Annotated in this window: 23 protein-coding genes; 21 read left to right on the top strand and 2 right to left on the bottom strand. The window is 29.3% G+C overall.

Translation table 11 applies throughout. The annotated features are described in order from the left end of the window. The first annotated feature begins 145 nt into the window (after nt 1–145). The 11 genes from CLLI_RS06210 to CLLI_RS06160 all read left to right on the top strand — a co-directional run bounded on the left by CLLI_RS06210 (nt 146) and on the right by CLLI_RS06160 (nt 10267). Nucleotides 146–1273, top strand: a complete 1128-nt coding sequence (locus CLLI_RS06210; RefSeq protein WP_106063353.1) for a Coenzyme F420 hydrogenase/dehydrogenase, beta subunit C-terminal domain — start codon at nt 146–148, stop codon at nt 1271–1273. 17 nt (nt 1274–1290) lie between these two features. Further along, nucleotides 1291–2001: a pseudouridine synthase gene (locus CLLI_RS06205; RefSeq protein WP_106063352.1), complete on the top strand. Its 711-nt coding sequence runs from the start codon at nt 1291–1293 to the stop codon at nt 1999–2001. A gap of 95 nt (nt 2002–2096) precedes the next feature. Continuing rightward, a complete protein-coding gene (locus tag CLLI_RS06200; RefSeq protein WP_106063351.1) occupies nt 2097–2261 on the top strand; it encodes a DUF4264 family protein in 165 nt (54 codons plus the stop codon). A 97-nt stretch (nt 2262–2358) separates the two neighbouring features. Beyond that, nucleotides 2359–3237, top strand: a complete 879-nt coding sequence (locus CLLI_RS06195; RefSeq protein ID WP_106063401.1) for a MurR/RpiR family transcriptional regulator — start codon at nt 2359–2361, stop codon at nt 3235–3237. Between the two features lie 54 nt (nt 3238–3291). Beyond that, on the top strand, nt 3292–4518 hold the full coding sequence (locus CLLI_RS06190; protein ID WP_106063350.1) for a BaiN/RdsA family NAD(P)/FAD-dependent oxidoreductase: 1227 nt from the start codon (nt 3292–3294) through the stop codon (nt 4516–4518). Next, nucleotides 4518–4874 carry a chorismate mutase gene (aroH, locus tag CLLI_RS06185; RefSeq protein WP_106063349.1) on the top strand — a complete coding sequence of 119 codons (357 nt, stop codon included), beginning with the start codon at nt 4518–4520 and terminating at the stop codon, nt 4872–4874. The genes CLLI_RS06190 and aroH overlap by 1 nt, the downstream gene beginning before the upstream one ends. 70 nt (nt 4875–4944) lie before the next feature. Beyond that, nucleotides 4945–5610 (top strand): (d)CMP kinase, encoded by a 666-nt coding sequence (cmk, locus tag CLLI_RS06180; RefSeq protein WP_106063348.1) that lies wholly within the window; start codon nt 4945–4947, stop codon nt 5608–5610. 8 nt (nt 5611–5618) lie between these two features. Continuing rightward, the gene (locus CLLI_RS06175; RefSeq protein ID WP_106063347.1) at nt 5619–7538 is read left to right on the top strand and encodes a bifunctional 4-hydroxy-3-methylbut-2-enyl diphosphate reductase/30S ribosomal protein S1; all 1920 of its coding nucleotides are present in this window, start codon (nt 5619–5621) and stop codon (nt 7536–7538) included. A 262-nt stretch (nt 7539–7800) separates the two neighbouring features. Beyond that, the gene (speD, locus tag CLLI_RS06170) at nt 7801–8181 is read left to right on the top strand and encodes an adenosylmethionine decarboxylase (RefSeq protein ID WP_106063346.1); all 381 of its coding nucleotides are present in this window, start codon (nt 7801–7803) and stop codon (nt 8179–8181) included. A gap of 94 nt (nt 8182–8275) precedes the next feature. Further along, nucleotides 8276–9334 carry a CotS family spore coat protein gene (locus tag CLLI_RS06165; protein ID WP_106063345.1) on the top strand — a complete coding sequence of 353 codons (1059 nt, stop codon included), beginning with the start codon at nt 8276–8278 and terminating at the stop codon, nt 9332–9334. 66 nt (nt 9335–9400) lie between these two features. Next, nucleotides 9401–10267 carry a GNAT family N-acetyltransferase gene (locus CLLI_RS06160; RefSeq protein WP_106063344.1) on the top strand — a complete coding sequence of 289 codons (867 nt, stop codon included), beginning with the start codon at nt 9401–9403 and terminating at the stop codon, nt 10265–10267. A 42-nt stretch (nt 10268–10309) separates the two neighbouring features. Here CLLI_RS06160 and CLLI_RS06155 read toward each other — a convergent pair whose 3' ends face one another. Next, nucleotides 10310–11503 carry a pyridoxal phosphate-dependent aminotransferase gene (locus CLLI_RS06155; protein ID WP_106063343.1) on the bottom strand — a complete coding sequence of 398 codons (1194 nt, stop codon included), beginning with the start codon at nt 11501–11503 and terminating at the stop codon, nt 10310–10312. Nucleotides 11504–11805: 302 nt separating this feature from the next. Here CLLI_RS06155 and CLLI_RS06150 point away from each other — a divergent pair, with 302 nt between their 5' ends. The 9 genes from CLLI_RS06150 (at nt 11806) to CLLI_RS06110 (ending at nt 22862) form a co-directional block, all read left to right on the top strand. Beyond that, nucleotides 11806–12600: a CsxC family protein gene (locus CLLI_RS06150; RefSeq protein WP_106063342.1), complete on the top strand. Its 795-nt coding sequence runs from the start codon at nt 11806–11808 to the stop codon at nt 12598–12600. A gap of 81 nt (nt 12601–12681) precedes the next feature. Then, nucleotides 12682–13284, top strand: a complete 603-nt coding sequence (locus CLLI_RS06145) for an RsiV family protein (RefSeq protein WP_106063341.1) — start codon at nt 12682–12684, stop codon at nt 13282–13284. A 51-nt stretch (nt 13285–13335) separates the two neighbouring features. After that, the gene (locus CLLI_RS06140; protein WP_106063340.1) at nt 13336–14145 is read left to right on the top strand and encodes a CsxC family protein; all 810 of its coding nucleotides are present in this window, start codon (nt 13336–13338) and stop codon (nt 14143–14145) included. A 116-nt stretch (nt 14146–14261) separates the two neighbouring features. Beyond that, on the top strand, nt 14262–15590 hold the full coding sequence (miaB, locus tag CLLI_RS06135; RefSeq protein WP_106063339.1) for a tRNA (N6-isopentenyl adenosine(37)-C2)-methylthiotransferase MiaB: 1329 nt from the start codon (nt 14262–14264) through the stop codon (nt 15588–15590). A gap of 53 nt (nt 15591–15643) precedes the next feature. Continuing rightward, nucleotides 15644–18295, top strand: coding sequence for a DNA mismatch repair protein MutS (gene mutS / locus CLLI_RS06130; RefSeq protein ID WP_106063338.1), 2652 nt, complete (start codon nt 15644–15646; stop codon nt 18293–18295). Between the two features lie 15 nt (nt 18296–18310). Next, nucleotides 18311–20185 carry a DNA mismatch repair endonuclease MutL gene (mutL, locus tag CLLI_RS06125; RefSeq protein WP_106063337.1) on the top strand — a complete coding sequence of 625 codons (1875 nt, stop codon included), beginning with the start codon at nt 18311–18313 and terminating at the stop codon, nt 20183–20185. 17 nt (nt 20186–20202) lie between these two features. Beyond that, nucleotides 20203–21138, top strand: a complete 936-nt coding sequence (gene miaA, locus CLLI_RS06120; protein ID WP_106063336.1) for a tRNA (adenosine(37)-N6)-dimethylallyltransferase MiaA — start codon at nt 20203–20205, stop codon at nt 21136–21138. A gap of 89 nt (nt 21139–21227) precedes the next feature. Then, nucleotides 21228–21473, top strand: a complete 246-nt coding sequence (gene hfq, locus CLLI_RS06115; RefSeq protein ID WP_106063335.1) for an RNA chaperone Hfq — start codon at nt 21228–21230, stop codon at nt 21471–21473. Between the two features lie 96 nt (nt 21474–21569). Continuing rightward, nucleotides 21570–22862, top strand: a complete 1293-nt coding sequence (locus CLLI_RS06110) for a methionine gamma-lyase family protein (RefSeq protein WP_106063334.1) — start codon at nt 21570–21572, stop codon at nt 22860–22862. Between the two features lie 30 nt (nt 22863–22892). Here CLLI_RS06110 and lexA read toward each other — a convergent pair whose 3' ends face one another. Beyond that, nucleotides 22893–23495, bottom strand: a complete 603-nt coding sequence (gene lexA, locus CLLI_RS06105; RefSeq protein WP_106063333.1) for a transcriptional repressor LexA — start codon at nt 23493–23495, stop codon at nt 22893–22895. 199 nt (nt 23496–23694) lie between these two features. Here lexA and CLLI_RS06100 point away from each other — a divergent pair, with 199 nt between their 5' ends. Then, nucleotides 23695–24090: a hypothetical protein gene (locus CLLI_RS06100; RefSeq protein WP_106063332.1), complete on the top strand. Its 396-nt coding sequence runs from the start codon at nt 23695–23697 to the stop codon at nt 24088–24090. Nucleotides 24091–24409 lie beyond the last annotated feature (319 nt).

Here is a 24409-nt window from a genome sequence, read left to right as displayed (position 1 = left end):
TATTAGCGCATATAGTGATTTTATACACTATATGCTTTTTTATCCTCAATTTTCTATAGTTTTACTAGGCTAATTAAATAGACTATAATATAATGTAATATGAATTTCAATAGAAACTTAAGAGACTTAAAGGGAGTGTTTTTATATGAAACCAGCTATAGATGAAATAGGTTTAGATAAATGTACAAGTTGTTTTGCCTGTTACAATGTTTGTAACACACAGGCTATAAAAATGAATTTAAGTGAAGATGGATTCTATTATCCTAAGGTAGATGAGCATATCTGTGTGGAATGTAATAAATGTCAAAATAGCTGTCCATCAATAGAGTATAATAATAAAAATAGACAGAAACAATATTTAAAGATTTATGCATCCTATACTCTAAATGAAAATATAAGAAAATTGAGCTCATCAGGAGGACTATCCTCAGAAATTGCTGAACACGTATTAGATCATGGTGGAGTAGTTTTTGGTGTTGCATGGAATAAGGATTTCTTAGCAGAGCATATAGAAATTAGAAATAAAGATGATTTACAAAAGATAATAGGTTCTAAATATATACAGAGCAATATAGGCTTCACTTATAAAAGAATCAAACAAATAATTGATATGGAAAACAAAAATGTTCTATTTATTGGTGTTCCTTGCCAAGTCGCAGCTATAAAAAAAGTTATAAATAGTGAAAAATTAATAACTGTTGATCTTATATGTCATGGTGTACCATCTATTACTGCTTTTCAAAAATACCTATTTGATAAATCTAAGAATGGTAAAATTGTTTATTTTAATTTTAGGGATAAAGAATTAGGCTGGTCTAAAGGACAGGTAAAGCTAATTACAAAAGACGGCTATATATACAAATGTTCAAAGGCTGAAGATCCCTTTTTTAATGGATTTATATGTGATTTATATTCAAATAATAGCTGTTATGATTGCAAATTTTCTGCAATTCCAAGGGCTGGGGATTTAACTATAGGTGACTTTTGGAAGGCTCCTGAAGATTTAATGGATGAAAGAGGTCTTTCATTGGTAATTTCAAATAATGATGTAGGGGATAGAATACTTAAGAATTTAATAGTAAACAATAAAATACATCTAAGAAAAAGTTCCTTAGATGATGCTTTAAAAGGAAATCCGAGAATAGCTAATGGAAAGCTCAGAGTAAGAAAACATAGAATGGACTTTTTTAGAGATTTAGAGAAAAATGATTTTAATTATCTATACAATAAATATATAAAGATGCTGAAAAGAAATATTTATGATGAGGACTAAAAGGAGTGTTTATATTAATGGTAGAAAGACTGCAAAAGTACATGGCAAGGTGTGGCGTTGCCTCTAGAAGAAAATGTGAAGATATTATACTTCAAGGTGATGTTAAAGTTAATGGGCAAGTAGTAACAGAACTAGGTTGTAAAATAGATTCTGAAATTGATAAAGTGCAGGTATATGATAAAAAAATAAAATTAGAGGAAAATAAGGTTTATATAGCTCTTAATAAACCAGAAGGTTATGTATGTACAGTAAAAGATGAAAGGGGAAGAGACACCATATTAGACCTAGTTAAGGTTAAGGAAAGAATATATCCAATAGGAAGATTAGATTATGATACATCTGGATTAATATTGCTAACCAATGATGGTGATATATATAATAAGATAATTCATCCTAGGGAGGAAAAAAATAAAAAATATATTGCTACAATAAAAGGCATTCCTACAAAGTATGAAATGAAAAAATTTAATCAAGGTATAGATATTGGAGATTATATAACTGCACCTGCAAAAATTGAAATGCTTTCTTTTCAAAATGGAAATGCAAAAGTTTCTATAGTAATACACGAGGGTAAAAATAGGCAAATAAGAAGAATGTGCGAAAAAATTAATCATCCAGTTATAAATTTAAAGAGAGTATCCGTTGGAAAAATTCATTTAGGAGATTTAAAAATAGGGAAATGGAGATACTTAAAAGATACTGAAGTTGAATATTTGAGGAATGAATGATAAATATTATTTCATTCATTTTTTAAAACTTATTATTATTTTTTTATTCCAGATAGAATTTATAGCTATAAAAATTAATTGGGAGGAAGCAACCTATGAAAAATGATTTAGAGTTAATTGCAACTAAGGGGTTTGAGTATTATGAGGATATGTATAAAGTTGTAGACTTTTTAAATAAAAATTTAAATAAAATGGATATAGCCTTTGGATTAACTGAAAAAGATGGTAAAAATGTTTTAACAATTTACAAAGAGTTATAGTAAAAATTGAAAGATGTGTTGATAATATGTTCAATAGATGTTAAAATGAAATAAATATTGCAATACATAAGGGGATATGGAGAAAGGATTGGTTTTAATGGAAGACGAAAAACAAGATTTAATGCGTACTATTCAAATAAAGTTTCCTAGACTTAGTAAAGGTCAAAAATTAATTGCAGAATATATTTTAAAACATTATGATAAAGCTGCTTTTATGACTGCAGCTAAATTAGGAACAAGTGTAGGGGTAAGTGAGTCTACTGTAGTTAGATTTGCAAATGAATTAGGATTTAGTGGCTATCCAAAATTGCAAAAGGCATTACAAGAACTAATAAAAAACAAATTAACAACAGTTCAAAGGATAGAGCTATCTAATGATTTTATAAGTCAAGAAAGTGCACTTAAAAGTGTACTAAAATCAGACATGGAAAATATTAGAGCAACTTTAGAAAAAATTAATCAGAAAACTTTCAATGATGTTGTAAATAGTATATTTTCAGCAAAACGAATTTATATAGTTGGTCTAAGAAGTTCAACAGCTATTGCTGAGTTTTTAGGATTTTATTTAAATTTAATACTTGATAATGCGACAGTAATAGGTTATGGAGTAAGCGATATATTTGAGCAAATGCTTAATGTATCGGAAGAAGATTTGGTAATAGGAATTGGTTTTCCTAGATATGCAGGAAGAACTATTGAAGCTCTAGATTATGCTAAAAGCAGAGGGGCAAATGTAATTGCAATTACTGATAGTTTACTTTCACCCTTGGCAGCTAGGGCAGATCATACTTTAATAGCTCAAAGTAATATGGCTTCTTTTGTTGATTCATTAGTTGCACCGCTTAGTGTGGTAAATGCATTAATTATTGCTGTGGGTCTTAGAGAAAAGGAAACAATTTCTTCTACATTTTCAAGGTTAGAAAAAATATGGGAAGATTACGAAGTTTATTCTTATAAAGAGAAAAGAGTAGACTAGAATTAAACGAACCTTTAGCTAGGTTCGTTTTCTTATTTAGGAGGTAGCATAAACATGGCTAAAGTGGTAGTAATAGGTGGAGGTCCAGCAGGCATGATGGCCGCAATAACCGCTGCTGGAAAACATAGTGTAACTTTAATTGAAAAAAATGAAAAACTAGGCAAAAAGCTTTTTATAACTGGTAAAGGAAGATGTAACGTTACCAATGGAAAGGATATAAACGAATTTTTTGACTATATACCTGGCAACCCACAATTTTTATATAGCTCTCTATATACTTATACTAATGAGGATGTAATGAACTTTTTTGAAAAACTAGGGGTAAAACTAAAAGTTGAAAGAGGAGATAGAGTATTTCCGGAATCTGATAAATCATCAGATATAATTAAAGCCTTGGAAAAAGAGCTTCTTAATAGGGGAGTAGAGGTTATCTTAAATAACCCTGTAGAAGAACTAATAAGTAGTAATAAACATATTACCTCTGCAAAATTAAAAAATAATCATGTTGTAAAAGGGGATTACTTTATAATAACTACAGGAGGAGTATCCTATCCACAGACTGGTTCTACAGGTGATGGTCATAAATTTGCAAAAAAATTAGGACATTCCATTGTGGATTTAAAGCCTTCTTTAGTTCCCATAGAGATAGAAGAACCTTGGATAAAGGAACTACAGGGATTATCCCTAAAAAATGTAGAGCTTTATATAAAGAACTGTAAAGGTAAAATTATATATAATGGGTTTGGTGAAATGTTATTTACTCATTTTGGTATTTCTGGCCCTATAGTATTAAGTGCTAGTAGGTTTATAGAACAAAATGGCACATTCTATGTTGTTATCAACTTAAAACCAGCTTTAAGTGAAGAAAATCTAGATAAAAGAATACAAAAGGATTTTGCTAAATATATAAATAAGGACTTTAAAAACTCATTAGAGGATTTGTTGCCAAAAAAACTAATTGATGTAATTATTAAATTATCTAATATACCTGAAAATAAAAAAGTAAATTCTATTACTAAAGAGGAAAGAAAAAATCTAGTTAAATTGCTTCAAAATTTAAATATGAAAGTAAAAGGGTTAAGACCTATTGAAGAAGCTATCGTAACATCAGGAGGAGTCAGTGTGAAAGAACTGGATCCATCGACTATGAAATCAAAAATAATTAATAACTTATATTTTGCAGGAGAAGTTTTAGATGTTGATGCATATACTGGAGGATATAATATTCAAATTGCTTTTTCAACTGGTTATCTAGCTGGTATAATGGTAGGTGAAAAATAATGTTTGCAATAAGAGGAGCTACTACAATTGGCAAAAATAATTCTAGTGAAATAAAAGCCGCTTCTATAGAATTATTTGGTAAAATTATAGAGAAAAATGAATTAGATATTTCACATATTGTGTCTATTACATTTTCCTGCACAGATGATATCACTGCGGCTTATCCAGGAAAGTATATAAGAAAATATTATAACTTACATAAGGTAGCTATTATGCACTTTAATGAAATGAATGTAGAAAACTCTTTAAAAAAATGTATTAGAATTCTAGTATTATGTAATGGAGAAAGAGTTAATATAAATTATGTTTATTTAAAGGATGCAATATCCTTACGTAAGGATTTGATTAACAAATAAAAAAATAGAGGAATTTAATATTTCTTATAGAATATATTAGATTGTATGTTAATAGAAAGGGAGTTTGACATTGAGAATAGCTGTTGCAGTTGATGGACCTGCTGGTGCAGGAAAAAGTACTATTGCAAAAGTATTAGCAAAAAGATTTAACCTGATGTATATTGATACTGGGGCAATGTATAGAGGTGTAACCTTATTATCTAAAAGAAATAATGTATCTCCAGAGGATACAGATATCCTATGTAGATTAATAAAATCTTTAGAAATGCATTTTTCAAATGATAGATTAATCATTAATGGAGAAGATGTAAGTGAAGAAATACGAAAGCCTGAAATAAGTAATAATGTATCCTTATATGCGGCGATACCTGAAGTAAGGGAATTATTAGTTCAACTTCAAAAGGAGATGTCTAAAAAATATGATGTGGTTATGGATGGAAGAGACATAGGAACCGTTGTCCTTTCTGAAGCCCCTTTTAAGTTTTATTTAACCGCTTCACCAGAAGTAAGAGCTAAAAGAAGGTATGATGAACTACTAGAAAACGGAATAAATGTTGAATATAATAATATATTTCAAGATATAATAAAAAGGGATTTTATTGATACTACTAGAAAGGCAAACCCATTAAAAAAGGCTGATGATGCCATAGAAATAGATACTTCAAATTTGACAGTACTTAAAGTAGTAGATAAGATGTCTAATTATATAAGAAGAAAAATGTCTAATCAATTGTAGGTGATTTTATGGGTATAATTCTAGCAAAGAATTCTGGATTTTGTTATGGTGTAAAAAGAGCAGTAGACATGGCTATAAAAGCTAAGGAAGATTTTAATAAAAGAATCTACACTTTGGGTCCATTAATACATAATAATGATGTAGTAAATTACTTAAAGGATAAGGATATATTCCCTATAGAATTAGAGGATATTGATAATTTAAAGGAAAATGATGTAATAATTATTAGATCCCATGGTATTTCTATGGATGTATTAAATAAGTTAAAAGAAAAGAATTTAAAAATTATTGATGCCACCTGCACCTATGTTTCCAACATACAAAAGAAAGTTCAAAGATATTATTCAGAAGGATATGCAATACTTATAGTAGGAGATAGAACCCATCCAGAGGTAGTTGGAATCAATGGCTGGTGTAATAATTCCGCTATTATTTCTAGAGATGAGAGGGACTTGGGAAAGTTACCTAAAAAAATTTGTGTGGTATCTCAAACTACTGAAAAACAAGAGCACTGGGAAAAGGTTCTAAGCAAAGTAATAAAGGAATGTAAAGAAATTATAGCTTTTAATACAATTTGCAGTGCTACTAAAGTTAGACAAAAAGCAGCAGAAGACTTATCAAAGAAAACTGATGTCATGGTAATTATTGGTGGCAAGAACAGTTCCAATACCACTAAGCTTTTTGAAATATGTAAGAAAAACTGTATTAACACTATTCATGTAGAAAATGCAGGTGAGATACCTGATAATATTATAAACAAAAAAAATTGTATAATTGGTGTTACAGCAGGTGCTTCAACACCTGATTGGATAATAAAGGAGGCTATTATTAAAATGAGCGAAGATAAAAATTTAGAATTAAATGAGCAGTTAGAGTATATGAAAAAAAATGATACTCGAATATCAATAGGGAAAATAGTAGAAGGGGAAGTTACCTCTATTAATACTAGCAATAAAGAAGCTTTTGTTAATATAGGATATAAATCAGATGCACTACTACCTTTAAATGAACTAACTAAAGAAGATAATGCTGATTTAGATAGTTTATTAAAAAAAGGTGAAAACATCAAAGCTAAAGTAATTAGATTGGGATCGGAAAATCATCCTCCAATTATATCTGTGATAGAATTAGATAGGGAAAATGCTTATAAAGAAATAAAAGAAGCATTTCAAAATAAAACTACAATAACTGTTAAAGTGAAAGAAGCAGTAAATGGAGGTTTAGTATCCCTATACAATGGTATAGTAAGATTATTTATACCGGCTTCTCATATAGAACTAAATCATATAGAAGATTTGAGTTCTTATAAAGGAAAAGAATTGACTGTTAATGTAATAGAATTTGATGAATCTAAAAATAACACAAGAATAGTGGCTTCAAGAAGAGAAATATTAAAAGAAGAGAAGAAAATTCAAGAAGAAGAAACTTGGGCTAAGTTAGAAAAGGATACTGTTGTAAAAGGGGAAGTAAAAAGATTAACTAATTTTGGAGCTTTTATAGAAATAGGAGCAGTAGATGGTCTATTACATATAACTGAAATGTCTTGGGGTAGAGTTTCAAAACCATCTGATCTATTAAAAATAGGAGATAAAATAGATGTATATATTTTAGATATTGATAAGGAAAAAAAGAAATTGTCTTTAAGCATAAAAAAATTACAGGATGATCCATGGAATAGTGCAGATATAAAATATCCTGTAGGCAGCATAGTCTTAGGGAGGGTAGTTAGATTTGCTCCCTTCGGTGCTTTTGTAGAATTAGAACCTGGAATTGATGGATTAGTACACATCTCTCAAATAAGCCACAAAAGAATTGAAAAGGCGGAGGATGTTTTAAAAATTGGAGAAAACATCAAAGCCAAGATTATGAATGTAGACAAAGAAAACAAAAAAATTGGCTTAAGTATAAAAGAAGTAAATGATATTTAAGTTATATATGTTTTAGCAAAAATGCGTGTATTATAGAATAAGATACACGTATTTTTGCTAAATATACATAATTATCCTATTTCAAAAAATAGCTATCAATTAATAAGATTTTTATTACATACCATAGTAATCAAGAGAAATATTGAAATAATCATAGTTTTATATAAAATACTTTTAAAAAACAAGTAAATATATTGACATTTCTCATATATTTGATAAAATTTAGTTGTTAATCATTTAATAGAGGAGGTAATAGTATAGAATGAAAGCTTTAGGACGTCACATTTTAGCAGAAATATATGGTTGCGATGAGGAAATATTAGATGATAAAGAATATATAGAAAAAACAATGGTTAATTCTGCATTAAAGTCTGGTGCAGAAGTAAGAGAAGTTGCCTTTCATAAGTTTAACCCTCAAGGAGTAAGCGGAGTAGTAATAATTTCAGAATCCCATCTTACTATTCATACATGGCCTGAACTTGGCTATGCTGCAGTAGATGTATTTACATGTGGAGATACTATAAACCCATGGGATGCATGTAATTACTTAACTGAAAAATTTAAAGCCAAAAATATGACTGCCACAGAGGTAAAAAGAGGAATTTTTGAACAGCCAGTGTCAGTTAAAGTATCAAATATATAAAAGGCCATCGAAATGAGATGACCTTTTTTTATTTATAGGTAATATTTTCTCCTATTATTAATATAATTTATTATACACTAATAGGAGGGTGGTTATGGGTGATAGGAAAATAGTTCAATATATAGATGAACTTACGGATAAAGAAAAAGTTATGATTAAAAAGGTGTTAGGCAAGTATAACTTTAATGTCCAAGAAATAACTAAAGTGAGAAGTGCTTATAAGATAACTACAGATTTGGGCCCTGTATGTCTAAAAAAAATTAGACACAGTCAAAAAAAAGCTATAAATGGAAATATCCTTGTAGAAGAATTGGAAAGGAACGGCTTTTATTATACTGCTAAATTTTACAAAACTAAAGGCAATTATCTTTTTGTTAAAGATAAAAAGATGTTTTTTTATGTGACGGAATGGATTGAAGGAGAGGAATGTGACTTAAATGATATTAATGAAGCCTGTAATTGTGTTAAATTCCTAGCTAAATTTCATATTGCTACCAGCAAAATAGATACACGAAAATTAAAAGTAAAAAATAATCTTAAAAATTGGCCTAGGATATTTAATAATAACTTATCAGATTTAGAAAGATATAAAAAAATAATAGAAAAGAAGAGAATAAAAAGCGAATTTGATACTCAATATGAAAGCTATATTGACAGCTTCTATAATAGAGGTGTAGCTGCAATTCAATTGTTAAATGCTTCTGATTACTATTTGCTTTCAAGAAGAGCTGGAGAAAAAAGAACATTATGTCATGATAGCTTTTATTATCAGAATATAATCAAGAAAGATAATGAATATTATATAATTGATTTAGATAGTATAATTATTGATCTTCATATAAATGATTTAGGAAAGCTTATAAGAAGATTAATGTTTAAAAAAGCATATCAATGGGATTTTGACAAGGCTAAAATATTAATAGAAGCCTATAGTGAAATAAACAAAATTAGTAAAAGTGAGTTAGAAGCAATGCTTTCCATGATAGCTTTTCCTCATAAGTTTTGGAAGTTAGGCAAAAAAAGGTATCTTAAACATAAAGCTTGGTCTGAAACTAAGTATATTAATAAATTAAATAAACTGGTAAGATATGATAATCTACAACAGAAATTTTTAGAGGACTATATAAGCTATATAAATGCTTATAAGGATTAAAAGGTTGACTGCAAAATTTAAAAGTTTTATACTAATAAATATAAAATTATACTTACGAGGAAGATTATGTGTAAATGTATTAAATTAAATAAAAATAATATAACTCAATTAAAGTTATTAAATGATAGCCGAATATATTTTAATAAATTAAATGAAGATTTTTTTGCTCTTTACCGCAGTTGCAATATTTTTCAAAAAATGTTTTTAAAAAGAGATATTACATTACTTATTAGTGAAGGGAAATATATTGGCTATATATGGGCAACAATGCAGGATAAAAACTCCTATTTAATAAATTCTTTAAATATTGATAGCACATCAAATGTAGAAAAATATATATCATTACTTATAGGGACCTTAAGAGTAGGTTATACTGCCTCATATACTTGTGAAGGTAATGGTAATAATGTAAATCAATTGGAAAAGGCTGGCTTTAGAAAAATTAGTGGAACCATTAAAATGGAGCTAAATCTTTCAGGGAGTTATACATCTTCTATAAATAATGAAGTTATGTTTAAAATTTTAGAAAAGGGAAAAGAAGAAAAAATTAGATGCAACATACAAAATGAAGTATTTAAGAATGATACTAGAATACCTATTTCTATAAGAGACATATACTTTGATCAGTGCCAAGAGTATTATTTTGATGATGGAGCTATTTTTATAATGAAGGATAATAAATATATGGGTTATGGTCAAATTATAATAGAAAACAATGTACCTATAATAGTGAATTTAGGCATATTAAAGGACTACAGAGGTAAGGGTTATGGTAAAGCCTTGATAAATTATCTTCTACAAATAGTTAGAATTAATAAATTTGAAAAAGTAATTATAAATGTAGATTGGAATAATAAGATAGCTTTAGAGATGTATAAAAAATGTGGTTTTAAAATAGTATCAGAACAATATAACATGAAAGCAATAATATAGGATAGACTTATATGAAAACCCAAAAGTCTATCCTATATTATATTATCTTATTTTATTATATTCCTCCAGTCCATTCTTTAGGATAATCACAGCATCTGCTATATCTTCACCTTTAATACAATAGGATAGCCTAACCTGATTCTTTCCTAATCCCTCTGTAGCATAAAAGCCTGCAGCAGGAGTTATCATAACAGTCTTATTTTTATAATTATAATCTGTAAGAAGCCATTTAGCAAAATCATCGGAATTTTCCACTGGAAGTTCTGCAATTATATAAAATGCACCGGAAGGCTTTTCACAACTTACTCCTGGTATATTACATAAACCTTCATAAAGTATGTCCCTTCTTTTTTCATATTCTTTATTTACTTTCAAGAAATATTCTTTATTTACATTTATTAAATTAGCCGCTCCTGCCTGATCTAAAGTTGACACACTTAGTCTTGATTGGCAAAGCTTTAAAAATTCATTAGATATTTCTTTATTCTTACAACACATCATGCCAATTCTAGCTCCACAAGCACTGTATCTTTTAGACATACTATCAATAAGTATTACTCTATCTGAAATATCTTCCATATGCATAAAGGATGTATATTCTAAACCATCATATACAAATTCCCTATATACCTCATCTGCTATTATATAAAGATCTTTCTCCTTTGCAATATCTGAAAGTAATCTAATTTCTTCCTTTGAATAAACTACACCTGTAGGATTGCCTGGGTTAGTAATAAGCATAGCCTTTGTATTATCACCTATAAGACTTACTATTTCTTCTTTACTTCTTAAATGGAAACCATCTTCCCTAAAAGTCATAAAAGATTTTATGCTTACTCCTGCTAATCTTGCAATATTATTATAATTTGTATAATAAGGTTCGGGCACTATTATTTCGTCACCAAAATCACATATGGTCATTAAAGCAAATAGAATTCCTTCACTGGCACCATTGGTTATATAAATATCCTCTTTATTAAAATCTATATTTATTTCCTTGTAATACTTTACAATACTTTCGATTAACTCCATCATTCCCTGGGAATTTTCATACTTTAAAGTTTCTCCTTTATAGTTATTAACCGCTTCAAAGAATTCCTCAGGTGTCTTTACATCAGGCTGTCCAATATTTAAATGATAAACCTTTATTCCCTTTTCCTTTGCTTCATTTGCAAAAGGAATTAGTTTACGTATTTCTGAAAACTTCATATCCATAATTCTTTTAGAAATCCCCATCAATTCATCCTCCATTTACTATATATTTACACACCGTATTTTAATTTATTATACTATAGTTAATTAATATGTAAATAGTAAAAATATATTAATATTTTAGTTAATTTTAATATGTATATAGATATTTTTAAAGAACCACCTATAAGTAGAATTAGTATTAGGGTGGTTTATTATTATATAAAACTTCTAATTATTATGCTTTTTTTGTAACACTGTCTATGGATTTGAATAATATATATCAGAAGGTAAGCTATTAGATGTTTCTAATCTTACTTTCTGTAGATAAAAAGGAGGATAACTTTATGAATAATAATGATTTTGAAGATAGTGCTTGCTGTATATCCCCTGAACACAATATTTGTTCATCTGTTACAACAAGCAATGAACCATTAACTGAGCAAATTTGTGTACCACCTGCTGTTATTTCTGCTGGACCTGTATTTGTTAAGATTCCAGTTGTTCTTGCAGAATCAAATATAACAATACCAGTTCATGCTACTATCACATTAGACCAACCAGCTATAGAAATTAAGCGTATTAGAAAGAATGTATTCTTAACTGAAGCTCGTCTTGTTCCATTTTCACAAGACAATCGCCCAGGTACAGGTATAGTTTTTATAGAAGGCTTTGTTAGAAAGAATATTGAATTCGCTACTCAAACTTGTCAGAACGGTGTAAATATATGTGGAGATATAAGACAATGTACTGTTCAAGTTCCTTTTAGTGTTACTACTAGAGTTAGGTTCTTTAGGCAACCTGTTTTTACAGAAAACACTACTCCAAGTGAAATGGAATTCTTTACTGATAAGCTTAAGAGCTGCGACATTTGTGCAGACAATGTAATAGGACGAAATCCTTGCGATCAAAGTTTCTTCGTTACAGAATTCTTTAATGAAAAGCCTTTTGTTGAGTTAGTAAAAGCAGACATTGCTGAACTGGATATTCACAAGAATCCAACCTCAACCTGTCATAATCCTACAGAACAAACCTTTACGCAGATTACTGAAAAATTGGCAATAAATTTAACATTTAAAGTATTGCAAAACCAACAGGTAGAATTAACTGCAATAGCAGCTACTAATCCATGTACAGCCTAAATAATATTAGCTAATTGATATGTTGCAGATCCAAAGCTTACTAACATAGGTTTTGGGTCTGTTTTTAGGAGGAAATAAATATTGGCACATAAAAAAAGATCCTATAGAGTTATTGCTAAAAAAATAGAAAATGAACATACAGATATAATGTATCCTCAGTTTAAATTAAAGCCTAAAATAAATAATCTAATTGAAGATATGATACAAAGCCTTATAAAAAAAGAAGCCGATGAATTTTTGGGACAAAGGAATATATATGGAAAATACAAAATTACACTTTTTAAAAAGAATTTATTAAGTATAATTATTCAATGCTATTCCTATCTGCCTGGAGATGACAGAACCTTTAATTTATTAAAATCTCTAACTATAAATATAAGAAAATCCTGTATATATAATTTTGATGATTTATTTTATAAAGAAAGCGATTATGAATATATAATTAACAAAATAATTCTAGAAAATATAAAGGATAACAATATTCCTATAATAGAGGAGTTTGCAAATATAAATAAAAATAGAAGTTTTTATCTTACAGAAGATTCCTTGGTAATCTACTATGAACTTAACAGGAACTCTCCCTATGCCTTTAGTTATTGTATTCCTCAATTCAGTATACCAATTGACTCCATAAAAAACATTATTAATCCCAAAGGGCCTATTAGAGGCTTGCTTAGGAAATAGTATCATGTTACAAGTAGTTAAATCTACAACATTATTATAAGGAGGTAAATTATGTCTAAGAGACACCATTCAAGAAAATATGAAAATAAGCTACATAGTGGAAAACAAGAGCATGAAATTACAGTTGATAAAGATACCATTGAGAATTGTGAAGCAGCTGTTATTTCAGAAACATTACCTATTTGTGAGAATAGTCCATGCAAGTCTGAAGTTACCCCAAGGCCTGTAACAGTAAAGGTTCCAGTGGTTTTAACAGAATGTGGTATAACTATTACTATTCAGTCTTCACTTAAATTAGAAGAGAATGTATTAGAAATTAAACACATTAGAAAAAATGTATATTTGAATCAGTGTAAACTCATTCCTAATTCTGAACATGGCAAATTCAATAATGGCATATTATTTCTAGAGGGATTTATTAAAAAAAACATAGAATACACCACTAAAGACTATAATACTAAAAGTGTATTAAGAGGGAAGTTAAAGCATGCTACAGTTAAGGTTCCTTTTAAATCTACTACTAAAATAACATTTAAGACCCCACCTAAGTTTAAGACAAATATAACTCATGATGAGGTAGAACTACTTGAAACAAGTATTAAAGTTTGTGATATTTGCGAAGAAAATATAGCTGGGGAAAATATTTGTGAGAAAAACTTTAAATTAACTGAATTCTTTAATGAAAAAGTATTTTGTGAATTGATTTGTGCTGAAATTATTGAATCTGACATTCTTGAAAATCCAATAAATAAAGACTGTAAATCATCTATAGAACAAACCTTTTCTAATATTACTGAAAGAGTAGTACTGCTTCTGACAATAAGATTACTACAAAATCAACATGTAGAAATTTCAAAATAAGATTAAAGATAATTAAATATTTATATCACAAAATTTGATAAAAAATAGATAATGAATATAAAATATAGTATAATGTAGAATGTTAAATAGATAAAATATTTTATGAGGTGAACTACATGGAAAAAGATAAAGGTTTATTTTATATAGAAACATGGGGTTGTCAGATGAATGAAGAGGATTCGGAAAAGCTATCAGGCATGCTGAAGAACTTAGGATATTCTAGAACAGAGGAAAGACAAAAGTCTGATATAATCATTTTTAATACCTGTTGTGTTAGAGAAAATGCTGAATTAAAGGTATATGGAAATTTAGGTGCATTAAAAAAGCTTAAAGAAAAGAATCCAAATCTTATAATAGCGGTATGCGGTTGTATGATGCAGCAAGAAGGCATGGCAGAATCTATAATGAAGAAATATCCCTTTGTGGATATATTATTTGGGACTCATAATGCTTACAAATTTCCTGAATATTTAAACAGGGTAAAACATGAAGGTAAATCTATAGTAGAAATATGGAATAAAGAAGAAGGTATAGTGGAGGGGCTTCCAATAGATAGAAAGAGCAATGTTAAAGCTTTCGTAACCATTATGTATGGATGTAATAATTTCTGTACTTATTGTATTGTTCCCTATGTAAGGGGAAGAGAAAGAAGCAGAAAACCTGAAGACATAGAACATGAAATTATGGAATTAGTTAAAAAGGGATATAAAGAAATTACTTTACTTGGTCAAAATGTGAACTCTTATGGTAAAGATTTATCTCCAGCAGTAAGTTTTAGTAATCTATTAAGAAGAATAAACAAAATAGAGGGAATAGACAGGATAAGATTTATGACTTCTCACCCTAAGGATTTAACCGAAGACTTAATAGATGCTGTAAAAGAATGTGATAAACTATGTGAGCAAATTCATTTACCTGTACAATCAGGCTCCACAAAAGTATTAAAGAAAATGAACAGGCATTATGATAGAGAACAATATTTAGCTCTTGTAAAGAAAATAAAAGAAAAAATTCCTAATGTTGCTTTAACTACTGACATAATTGTTGGATTCCCTGGGGAGAGTGAAGAGGACTTTATAGATACTTTAACATTAATAGAAGAAGTTGAGTATGATTCTGCATTCACATTTATATACTCCAATAGAAAAGGTACTCCAGCTGATGAAATGGAGAATCAAGTTAAGGACAGTGTAAAACATGATAGATTTAATAGATTAGTAGAGGTAGTAAATAGAATTTCAGCTAAGAAAAATAAGGAATATGACGGTAAAGTGGTAGAAGTATTAGTAGAAGGAGAAAGTAAAAATGATGAGGATAAATTAACGGGCAGAACTAGGACAGGGAAGCTTGTAAACTTCATTGGCAATAAGGATAATATAGGAAAATTAGTAATGGTTAAAATAACAAAAGCTCAAAGCTTCTCCTTAATAGGAGAAGAAATATAAAAAAGCTCTTTAATAGGGCTTTTTTTATAGATTACATAAGGAAGGTGAAGAAATTGGCACTTACCCCAATGATGCAGCAGTATTTAGAAGTTAAGGAAAAATGCAAGGATTGCATACTTTTCTTTAGGCTTGGTGATTTTTACGAAATGTTCTTTGAAGATGCAGAAATTGCTTCAAGGGAATTAGAGTTGGTTTTAACAGGGAGGGATTGTGGCCTTGAGAATAGAGCCCCAATGTGTGGAATACCTTACCATGCCGCTAATACATATATAACAAGATTGATAAGCAAAGGATATAAAGTTGCCATCTGTGAACAACTTGAAGATCCAGCCTTAGCCAAGGGTATTGTGAAAAGAGATATTATAAAGATAATAACTCCTGGAACCTACACAGATGCGGCTTTTCTTGAGGAAAATAAAAATAACTACATCATGAGTTTTTATATAGATGAAAGTGGAGAATGTGGTATATGCTTTTGTGACATTTCTACAGGAGAATTTTCTGCTACTAGCTGTCATTACAATGAATCTATTCTATTAGATGAAATTTCTAAATATAATCCCAGCGAAATATTAATAGAAGAAAATACAGATGAAAAAATAGTAAATACTATAAAAGATAGATTTGATGTAGTGTTTACAAAGTTAGGAAAACAGTATTTTTCCTTAGAAGACACACTAGAACACCAGTTTCCTGATTTTAAAAGGGAGGATTATTCTAATTGCTTAATAAAAAATAGTAACTGTTTATTAAAATATATGCTAGAAACTCAAAAGACCTGCTTATCTCACATAGATAAATTTCAATATTATAATATAGTGGACTTTTTATCCATTGATATAAACACCAGGCGTAATCTTGAGCTTACAGAAACCATAAGAGATAAAAGCAAAAAAGGTTCCCTGCTTTGGATTCTAGATAAAACTAATACTTCCATGGGAGGAAGACAGCTTAGAAAATGGATTGAACAGCCTTTAATTAATAAGAATATGATAGAGGATAGATTAGCAGCAGTAGAAGAGTTATTAAATAATCTATCTTTGCATGAGGATCTAAAGGAAAGTCTAAAGGATATATATGATATTGAAAGAATAGTTGGCAAGATTTCCTCAAAGAATGTTAATGCTAAGGAACTGCTTTCTCTTAAAAATTCTATAGAAAAGATACCAAACATTAAAAACATAATTAAAAATTTTAAAAGTAACTTATTAGTTAGTATGTATGAAGGTTTAGATGATCTTAAAGATATTTTTCAGCTTCTCAATAATTCCATAGTGGATAATCCTTCTTTATCTGTTAAGGAAGGCAATATTATAAAAGAAGGATATAATGAGGATATAGATGAATTAAGAAGGGCAAAAACTCACGGTAAAGAGTGGATAGCAAACTTAGAAAATAAGGAAAGGGAATTTACAGGCATTAAGTCCTTAAAGGTTGGCTACAATAAAGTATTTGGTTATTATATAGAGATTACAAAATCCAATTTATCCTCTGTACCAGAAGGTAGATATATAAGAAAGCAGACTTTAGCAAATGCAGAAAGATACATAACCCCTGAGCTAAAGGAAATGGAGGATAAGATACTTGGAGCAGAAGAAAAGCTAGTGAATTTAGAATATGAGGTTTTTGTAGCCATAAGGGATTCTATTGAAAAGCATATAGATAGAATGAAAAATTCCGCTAGCATAATAGCGAATTTAGATTGCTTAAGTTCACTAGCTACATCAGCCTTGGAAAATAATTATTCTAAGCCTGAAATTACAAATAAGGATGAAATATTAATAGAAGAAGGCAGACATCCTGTGGTAGAGAAAATGATTCCCACAGGAAATTTCGTAGCTAATGATACTCTATTGAATACCACAGAAGATGAATTATTGCTTATAACAGGGCCTAATATGGCAGGTAAATCTACATATATGAGACAAGTAGCTTTAATTGTCATTATGGCTCAAATAGGCAGCTTTGTTCCTGCAAAAAAGGCGAAGATATCCATATGTGATAAGATATTTACAAGGATAGGCGCTTCAGATGATTTAGCTGCAGGCAAAAGTACCTTTATGGTGGAAATGTGGGAAGTATCAAATATATTAAAGAACGCTACCAATAAAAGTTTAATACTATTAGATGAGGTAGGAAGGGGTACTAGTACATTTGATGGCTTAAGCATCGCCTGGGCAGTTATAGAGTATATATGCAATAATAAAGATTTAAAATGTAAAACTCTATTTGCTACCCATTATCATGAATTAACCGCATTAGAGCATACCATTAAAGGAGTAAAAAATTACTCTGTATCTGTAAAGGAAATAGATAATGATATAGTATTCTTAAGGAAGATAGTTAGGGGAGGGGCAGATCAATCCTATGGAATAGAAGTAGCAAAGCTAGCTGGTCTTCCTGAAGAAGTAATAAAAAGAGCAAAGGAGATATTGTATTCTATAGAAAAAGATAAGAGCAATAATATTGATATAAATAATATAACTTCAGAAACAGCCATAAGTGAAGTTAATAATCAAGCTAAAAATGATATAATAGAACATAATAATGCTAGCTCTACAAAAGATAGTTTTCAATTAGATTTTACAGATATTCAAAAGGATAATTTAATAAAGGAAATATCCTCTATTGATGTAATGAATATTACTCCTTTTGAAGGTTTTAATAAACTGTACGAAATTGTTAAAAAAGCTAGATCCATTTAAAAGGTGGGGAAATATTTGGGTAGAATTAATTTATTAGATAAGGATACTTTTAATAAAATTGCTGCAGGAGAAGTGGTGGAAAGACCCTTTTCTGTAGTTAAAGAATTAGTGGAAAACAGTATAGATGCAAAGAGTAAGAACATAACAGTAGAAATTGAAGATGGGGGAGAAAAATTAATAAGAGTTACAGATGATGGTTCAGGTATATACCCTGAGGATATAGAAAAGGCATTCCTAGCTCATGCTACTAGTAAAATAGAGAAAATTGAAGATGTGTTTGCATTAAATACCATGGGTTTTAGAGGTGAAGCTTTAGCTAGTATATCTTCTGTATCAAAAACTCTTTTAAGAAGCAGAGTAGAAGAATTTAGCTTTGGTAAAGAGATAAGCATTGATGGTGGAACAATAAATTATATAAGTGAAATAGGGGCTAATAGGGGTACTGTTATAGAGGTTAGAGATCTTTTTTATAATGTACCTGCTAGGCTTAAATTTCTAAAATCTCCATCAAGAGAAGCTTCTCTAATATCTGATATAATCCATAGATTGGCTTTAGCTAATCCAGATATAGCTTTTAAGCTAATAAATAACAATAAAACCACATTAAATACTTATGGTACAGGAAATATTTTGGATGTTATAAGAACTATATATGGAAAGAACACCATAGATAATATTACAAGCTTTGAACAACACAATGATATTTTATCCATATATGGATATATAGGAAGTGCAGAGATAAGCAGAGGAAGTAGAAATAATCAAAGCATATTTGTAAACAAGAGATATATAAAAAACAGACTTATTACCACCGCAGTGGAAAATGCCTTCAAATCCTTTTTAACCATAAATAAGTTTCCTTTTTTTATAGTATTTATAGACATTTTTCCTGAGTATGTTGATGTTAATGTACATCCTACAAAAACTGAAATTAAGTTTAAAGATGATAGAATGGTTTTTGCTTCAGTATTTAACGGAGTACATAAAGCTTTAAGAGATAGCCTTTTAGATTCCTTTAATATAGATGTGGAAAATAATACAGGTAATTTAACTTCTCAAGGGACAAAGCAAGACCCTGAATTTGAATCTATTCAAAAAATTCAACTACCCATAGATTTAAAAGATGAAAATCTTTATAAATTAGAAAAAATGTATACCAGAAAAGATGATTTAACAAATAACAATTATGAATTAAACTCCTGCTATAATAGTAATTTTATTAATGAAGATAAAGCTAAACCTTTAAATACTGATGAAGTAATATTAAAGAATGATGAAGTTAATGTACCAAAAGGAGTACCTACAGCTAAATTTGAAAAACTTAAAATAATAGGGCAATTTCATAGTACTTATATATTAGCAGAAGGTGCTGAGGATTTATATATGATAGATCAACATGCAGCTCACGAAAAAATACTTTTTGAAAAATATAGATCTAATATACAAAATGACGGAGTTAAATCTCAAATATTATTATCTCCCGTAGTAATAGAATTATTGCCTGAGGATTTTACATGTTATATAGAAAATAAGGAAATATTTAAAATAGCAGGTTTTAATATAGAAATTTTTGGGGATAATACTATAAGTATAAGAGAAGTACCCTTTATTATTGGAAAACCTGAATTAAATAATCTATTTATGGAAATAATTGATAATATAAAGAATTTAGGAAGTGGAGATACAACCGATATAAAATACAATAAAATAGCAAAGCTTGCATGCAAATCTGCAGTAAAGGCTAATGATAAATTATCACTAGAAGAAATGGAAAGCCTTTTAGAAGATTTAAGATATATAGACGATCCTTTTACATGTCCTCATGGCAGACCTACAATAATAAAAATAACTTTATACGAATTAGAAAAAAGATTCAAGAGAATACAGTAAAGGGAGAGATACTAGATATGAAAGACTTATTTATACTAGCTGGTCCTACTGCAGTAGGCAAAACTGATATTTCAATTTCTTTAGCCAAGAGATTAAATGGAGAGATCATATCCGCGGATTCTATGCAAATTTATAAGCACATGGATATAGGTTCCGCTAAGGTAAAACATATGGAAATGAAGGGTATAAAGCACTATCTTATAGATATAGTAGAACCATGGGATAGTTTTAGTGCTGCAGAATTTAAAGAACATGCAGAAAAGGCTATAGAAGAAATATATGCAAAAAATAAACTTCCTATGGTAGTAGGTGGAACTGGATTATATATAAATTCCTTAATATATAATTATAACTTTACCGAAGCACATAAGGATGATGAGTATAGAAATTATCTAGAAATCCTAGCTAATGAAAAGGGTAAGGAATATGTACATAACCTATTAAAAGAAGTAGACATAGAATCCTACAACAAAATACACTACAATAATCTAAAAAGAGTAATAAGAGCTTTAGAGGTATATAAATTAACAGGGAAGACTATGAGTGAATATTCTGCAGAACAGGATATGTATAATATTCCTTATAATATAAATTATTTTGTATTAAATATGGATAGGGCTAAATTGTATGAAAGAATAGATAAAAGAGTGGATATAATGCTGGAAAAGGGTCTTATAGAGGAAGTAAAAAAGCTTAAAGAAATGGGTTGTAATGAGAATATGCAGTCTATGAAAGGTATAGGATATAAAGAAGTACTATATTATCTTCAAGGGAATATAACTTTAGATGAAATGATTTACCTAATTAAAAAGGGCAGTAGAAACTACGCTAAAAGGCAGCTCACTTGGTTTAGAAAAGATAAAAGAGCTATCTGGATAAATAAAGATGAATTTTCTTCTGATGAAGACATAGTAAATAGTATTATAAAGAAAACTAAAGAAGTAAAAAAATAAATCATAAGGTGAATTAATTGGGGAATTAAAAGGATTTTCTTATAATTTATAGAATAATATTATAAAGTACATAATGGAGGGTGAGTTATATGAGCAAAGCGGTTAATAATTTACAAGATATATTTTTAAACGGAGCCAGGAAAAATAAAACTGATGTTACTATATATTTAACTAATGGGTTCCAGCTTAAGGGGATAGTAAAAGGATTTGATAGTTTTACTGTAGTATTAGATTGCAAAGGTCAACAGATGCTTATATATAAGCATGCCATTTCTACAATAACACCCGCTAAGGCAATATTATTTACTTCTACACCAGAAAATGAAGAAGAGTAGGCGAATTATTTTGCCTATTCTTTTTTTATATGATAATATATTTAATTGTGGTTATAGTTTTAATACATAAAATTAAATAGGGGAGGGTTCTTAAAAATGATTAAAAACACAAAAGAACAATTAAAAAATATTTATAAAATTAAGGATAACGTTATAGACTTATATGAAAGAGCCTTAAATGATGTAGAACCTGAATTTGCAAAGTATGATGAAATAAGAGAATTTAATCAACTAAAAGTTTTACATGCATTTCAAGAGGAAAGAATAAGTGATTCTCATTTTACTAATTCTACAGGCTATGGTTATGGAGATATAGGCAGAGATGCATTAGATAGGGTGTATGCTAGAGTATTTAATGCAGAGGCTGCTTTGGTTAGGCCCCATTTTGTAAATGGTACTCACGCTATTGGAGCAGCTTTATTTGGAAACCTAAGGCCTAATGATACTATGCTTTCTATTGTAGGAGCTCCTTATGATACTCTAAATAGCATAATAGGCATAGCAGGAGATAAGAATATAGGTTCTCTAAAAGAATATGGAATTAATTATAAACAAATAGATTTAAAGAATGGTAAAGTAGATCTCGATGCAGTAAGAGAAGCATTAATTGAAGATAAAAGCATTAAATTAGTCCACATACAGAGATCTACTGGTTACGGATGGAGAAATTCCCTATTAGTTTCTGAAATAAAAGAAATAATTAGCTTTATTAAGAACATAAGGAAGGATGTGATTTGTTTTGTAGATAACTGTTATGGAGAATTTATTGATACAATAGAACCTACAGATGTAGGAGCGGATTTAATAGCAGGTTCTTTAATAAAGAACATTGGTGGAGGGATTGCACCAACAGGAGGATACATAGTAGGTAAGAGTGAATATGTTACTCAAGCTGCCTATAGACTTACTATTCCAGGAATAGGAGGGGAATGTGGCTCAACTTTTGGAGTTATGAGATTACTATTTCAGGGGTTATTTATTGCTCCTCATGTAGCTATGGAAGCAGTTAAAGGTGCTATTTTTTGTTCAAGGATAATGGAGTTAGCAGGTTTTGAAGTTTTACCAAAATATAATGAAAAGAGAAGCGATATAATTCAATCTATAAAGTTTAATGATAAAGAAAAACTTATAAATTTCTGCAAGGGTATTCAGCAGGGTTCACCAGTTGATTCTTTTCTTCAATGCGAGCCATGGGATATGCCAGGTTATGAAGATCAGATAATAATGGCAGCAGGGGCTTTTGTTCAGGGATCATCTATTGAATTATCAGCTGATGCTCCCATAAGAGAGCCTTATATTGCATATTTACAGGGAGGGCTTACATTTGATCATGCAAAGATAGGAATTCTAATTGCCCTTAATAAAATACTTAATACAGATAACAAGTAAAGTAAAAGATAGGGTAAATAGCCCTATCTTTTAATACTTTCTATACAGCCCTACTAGCCTGCCAATTATTTTACAATCCTTAACTATTATAGGCTTCATAGTTTTATTTTCTGGTTGTAATCTTATGTATCCATTTTCTCTATAAAATCTTTTAATAGTAGCTTCATTTTCTATTAAAGCCACAATTATATCACCATTTTCTGCTGAATTAGTCTGCTCAAGTATAGCAAAATCTTCATCCATTATACCAGCATCAATCATACTTTTACCATGTATCTTTAACATAAAAAGTTCATTGTTGCTTTTTATAAAATTTACAGGCAATGCAAAGGTATCCTCAATATTCTCTACTGCTAAAATAGGAGTTCCGGCCGTAACAGTGCCTATTATAGGAATATTTATCATTTCCTTTTTATATACAGTACTGTCCACCAGTTCAATAGCTCTAGGCTTTGTAGGATCTCTTTTTATAAAACCTTTTTTCTCCAATCTTTGCAGGTGACCATGAACTGTAGAGGTTGATTTTAATCCAACTGCAGCACAAATTTCACGCACTGAAGGTGGATATCCCTTTGTTCTTATTTGATCTTTAATATATTCATATATTTCGCTTTGCTTATCCTGTTTAGCCATATAAACACCTCGCAAATTAATCTTATTTGAATTATACCATATACTTTAAGTAATATCAAACTTATGTTCTCATATTACAAATGCTTATGATATTTATATTTTTATTTTAGTTGAATATATTTTTTCATTTTGATATAATACCTTAATGTAGTAATTCATCAATTGCAAAAACTTATAAAAGTAAAGAGGGGATAAATACATGCCAAAATATAAGTATTGTATATTAGACAGCAATAAACTTTGCAATGATTGTGGAGAATGCGATGTATGTGATTTAGATAGAAATAAAAAGTGTAATAATTGTAATAAATGTCTGCAGGGTAACTTTGATATGAGGGGAATAAAAATCGACAAAATCATAGAGGATGAAAATAGCACTTCTTCAGCTGATGATGTGGATAATAACAGCAGTGATAATAATTCTCAATGCGAATTCGTAGGAGATGACTATACCGGGCCAGATTTTAATGAAGATAATATGGAATTCATCGATGATGTAGAAGGTTTAAGCGATATTTTAAAGGATGAAGAAAAATCTAAGGATCTTTTATATGAAGAGTTTCCTGGCCTTATAAGAATTAGAAAGAAACATTAGAAGAGGGATACTTACAGCACAATTGACAATTAATGAACTTAAACTTCTAGAAAAGAGCTATGGCACTAAGAATAAATATTACAATATATTGTATGTGAGAACGTAGGTAGATTTGTGTAAATACAAATCTACCTACGTTCTTTTTGTATATGTGGCTGGTAATTATGGGAATAATATCTACAAAATATTTTTGATAGGAGTAATGATTATGAGAGAATTAAATATACCAGATATTGACCTTAAGAAAGAACTAAATAAGTGTGATAGTATGGAGGATTTAGTAGGTAAAAACGGTTTGATGCAACGACTATTCGGAAAC

The organism is Clostridium liquoris (genome assembly GCF_002995785.1).
GTDB classification, from domain to species: domain Bacteria; phylum Bacillota; class Clostridia; order Clostridiales; family Clostridiaceae; genus Clostridium_AO; species Clostridium_AO liquoris.
Note: the sequence above shows the minus strand (reverse complement) of the source record. Positions and strands in the feature narration are given on the sequence as shown.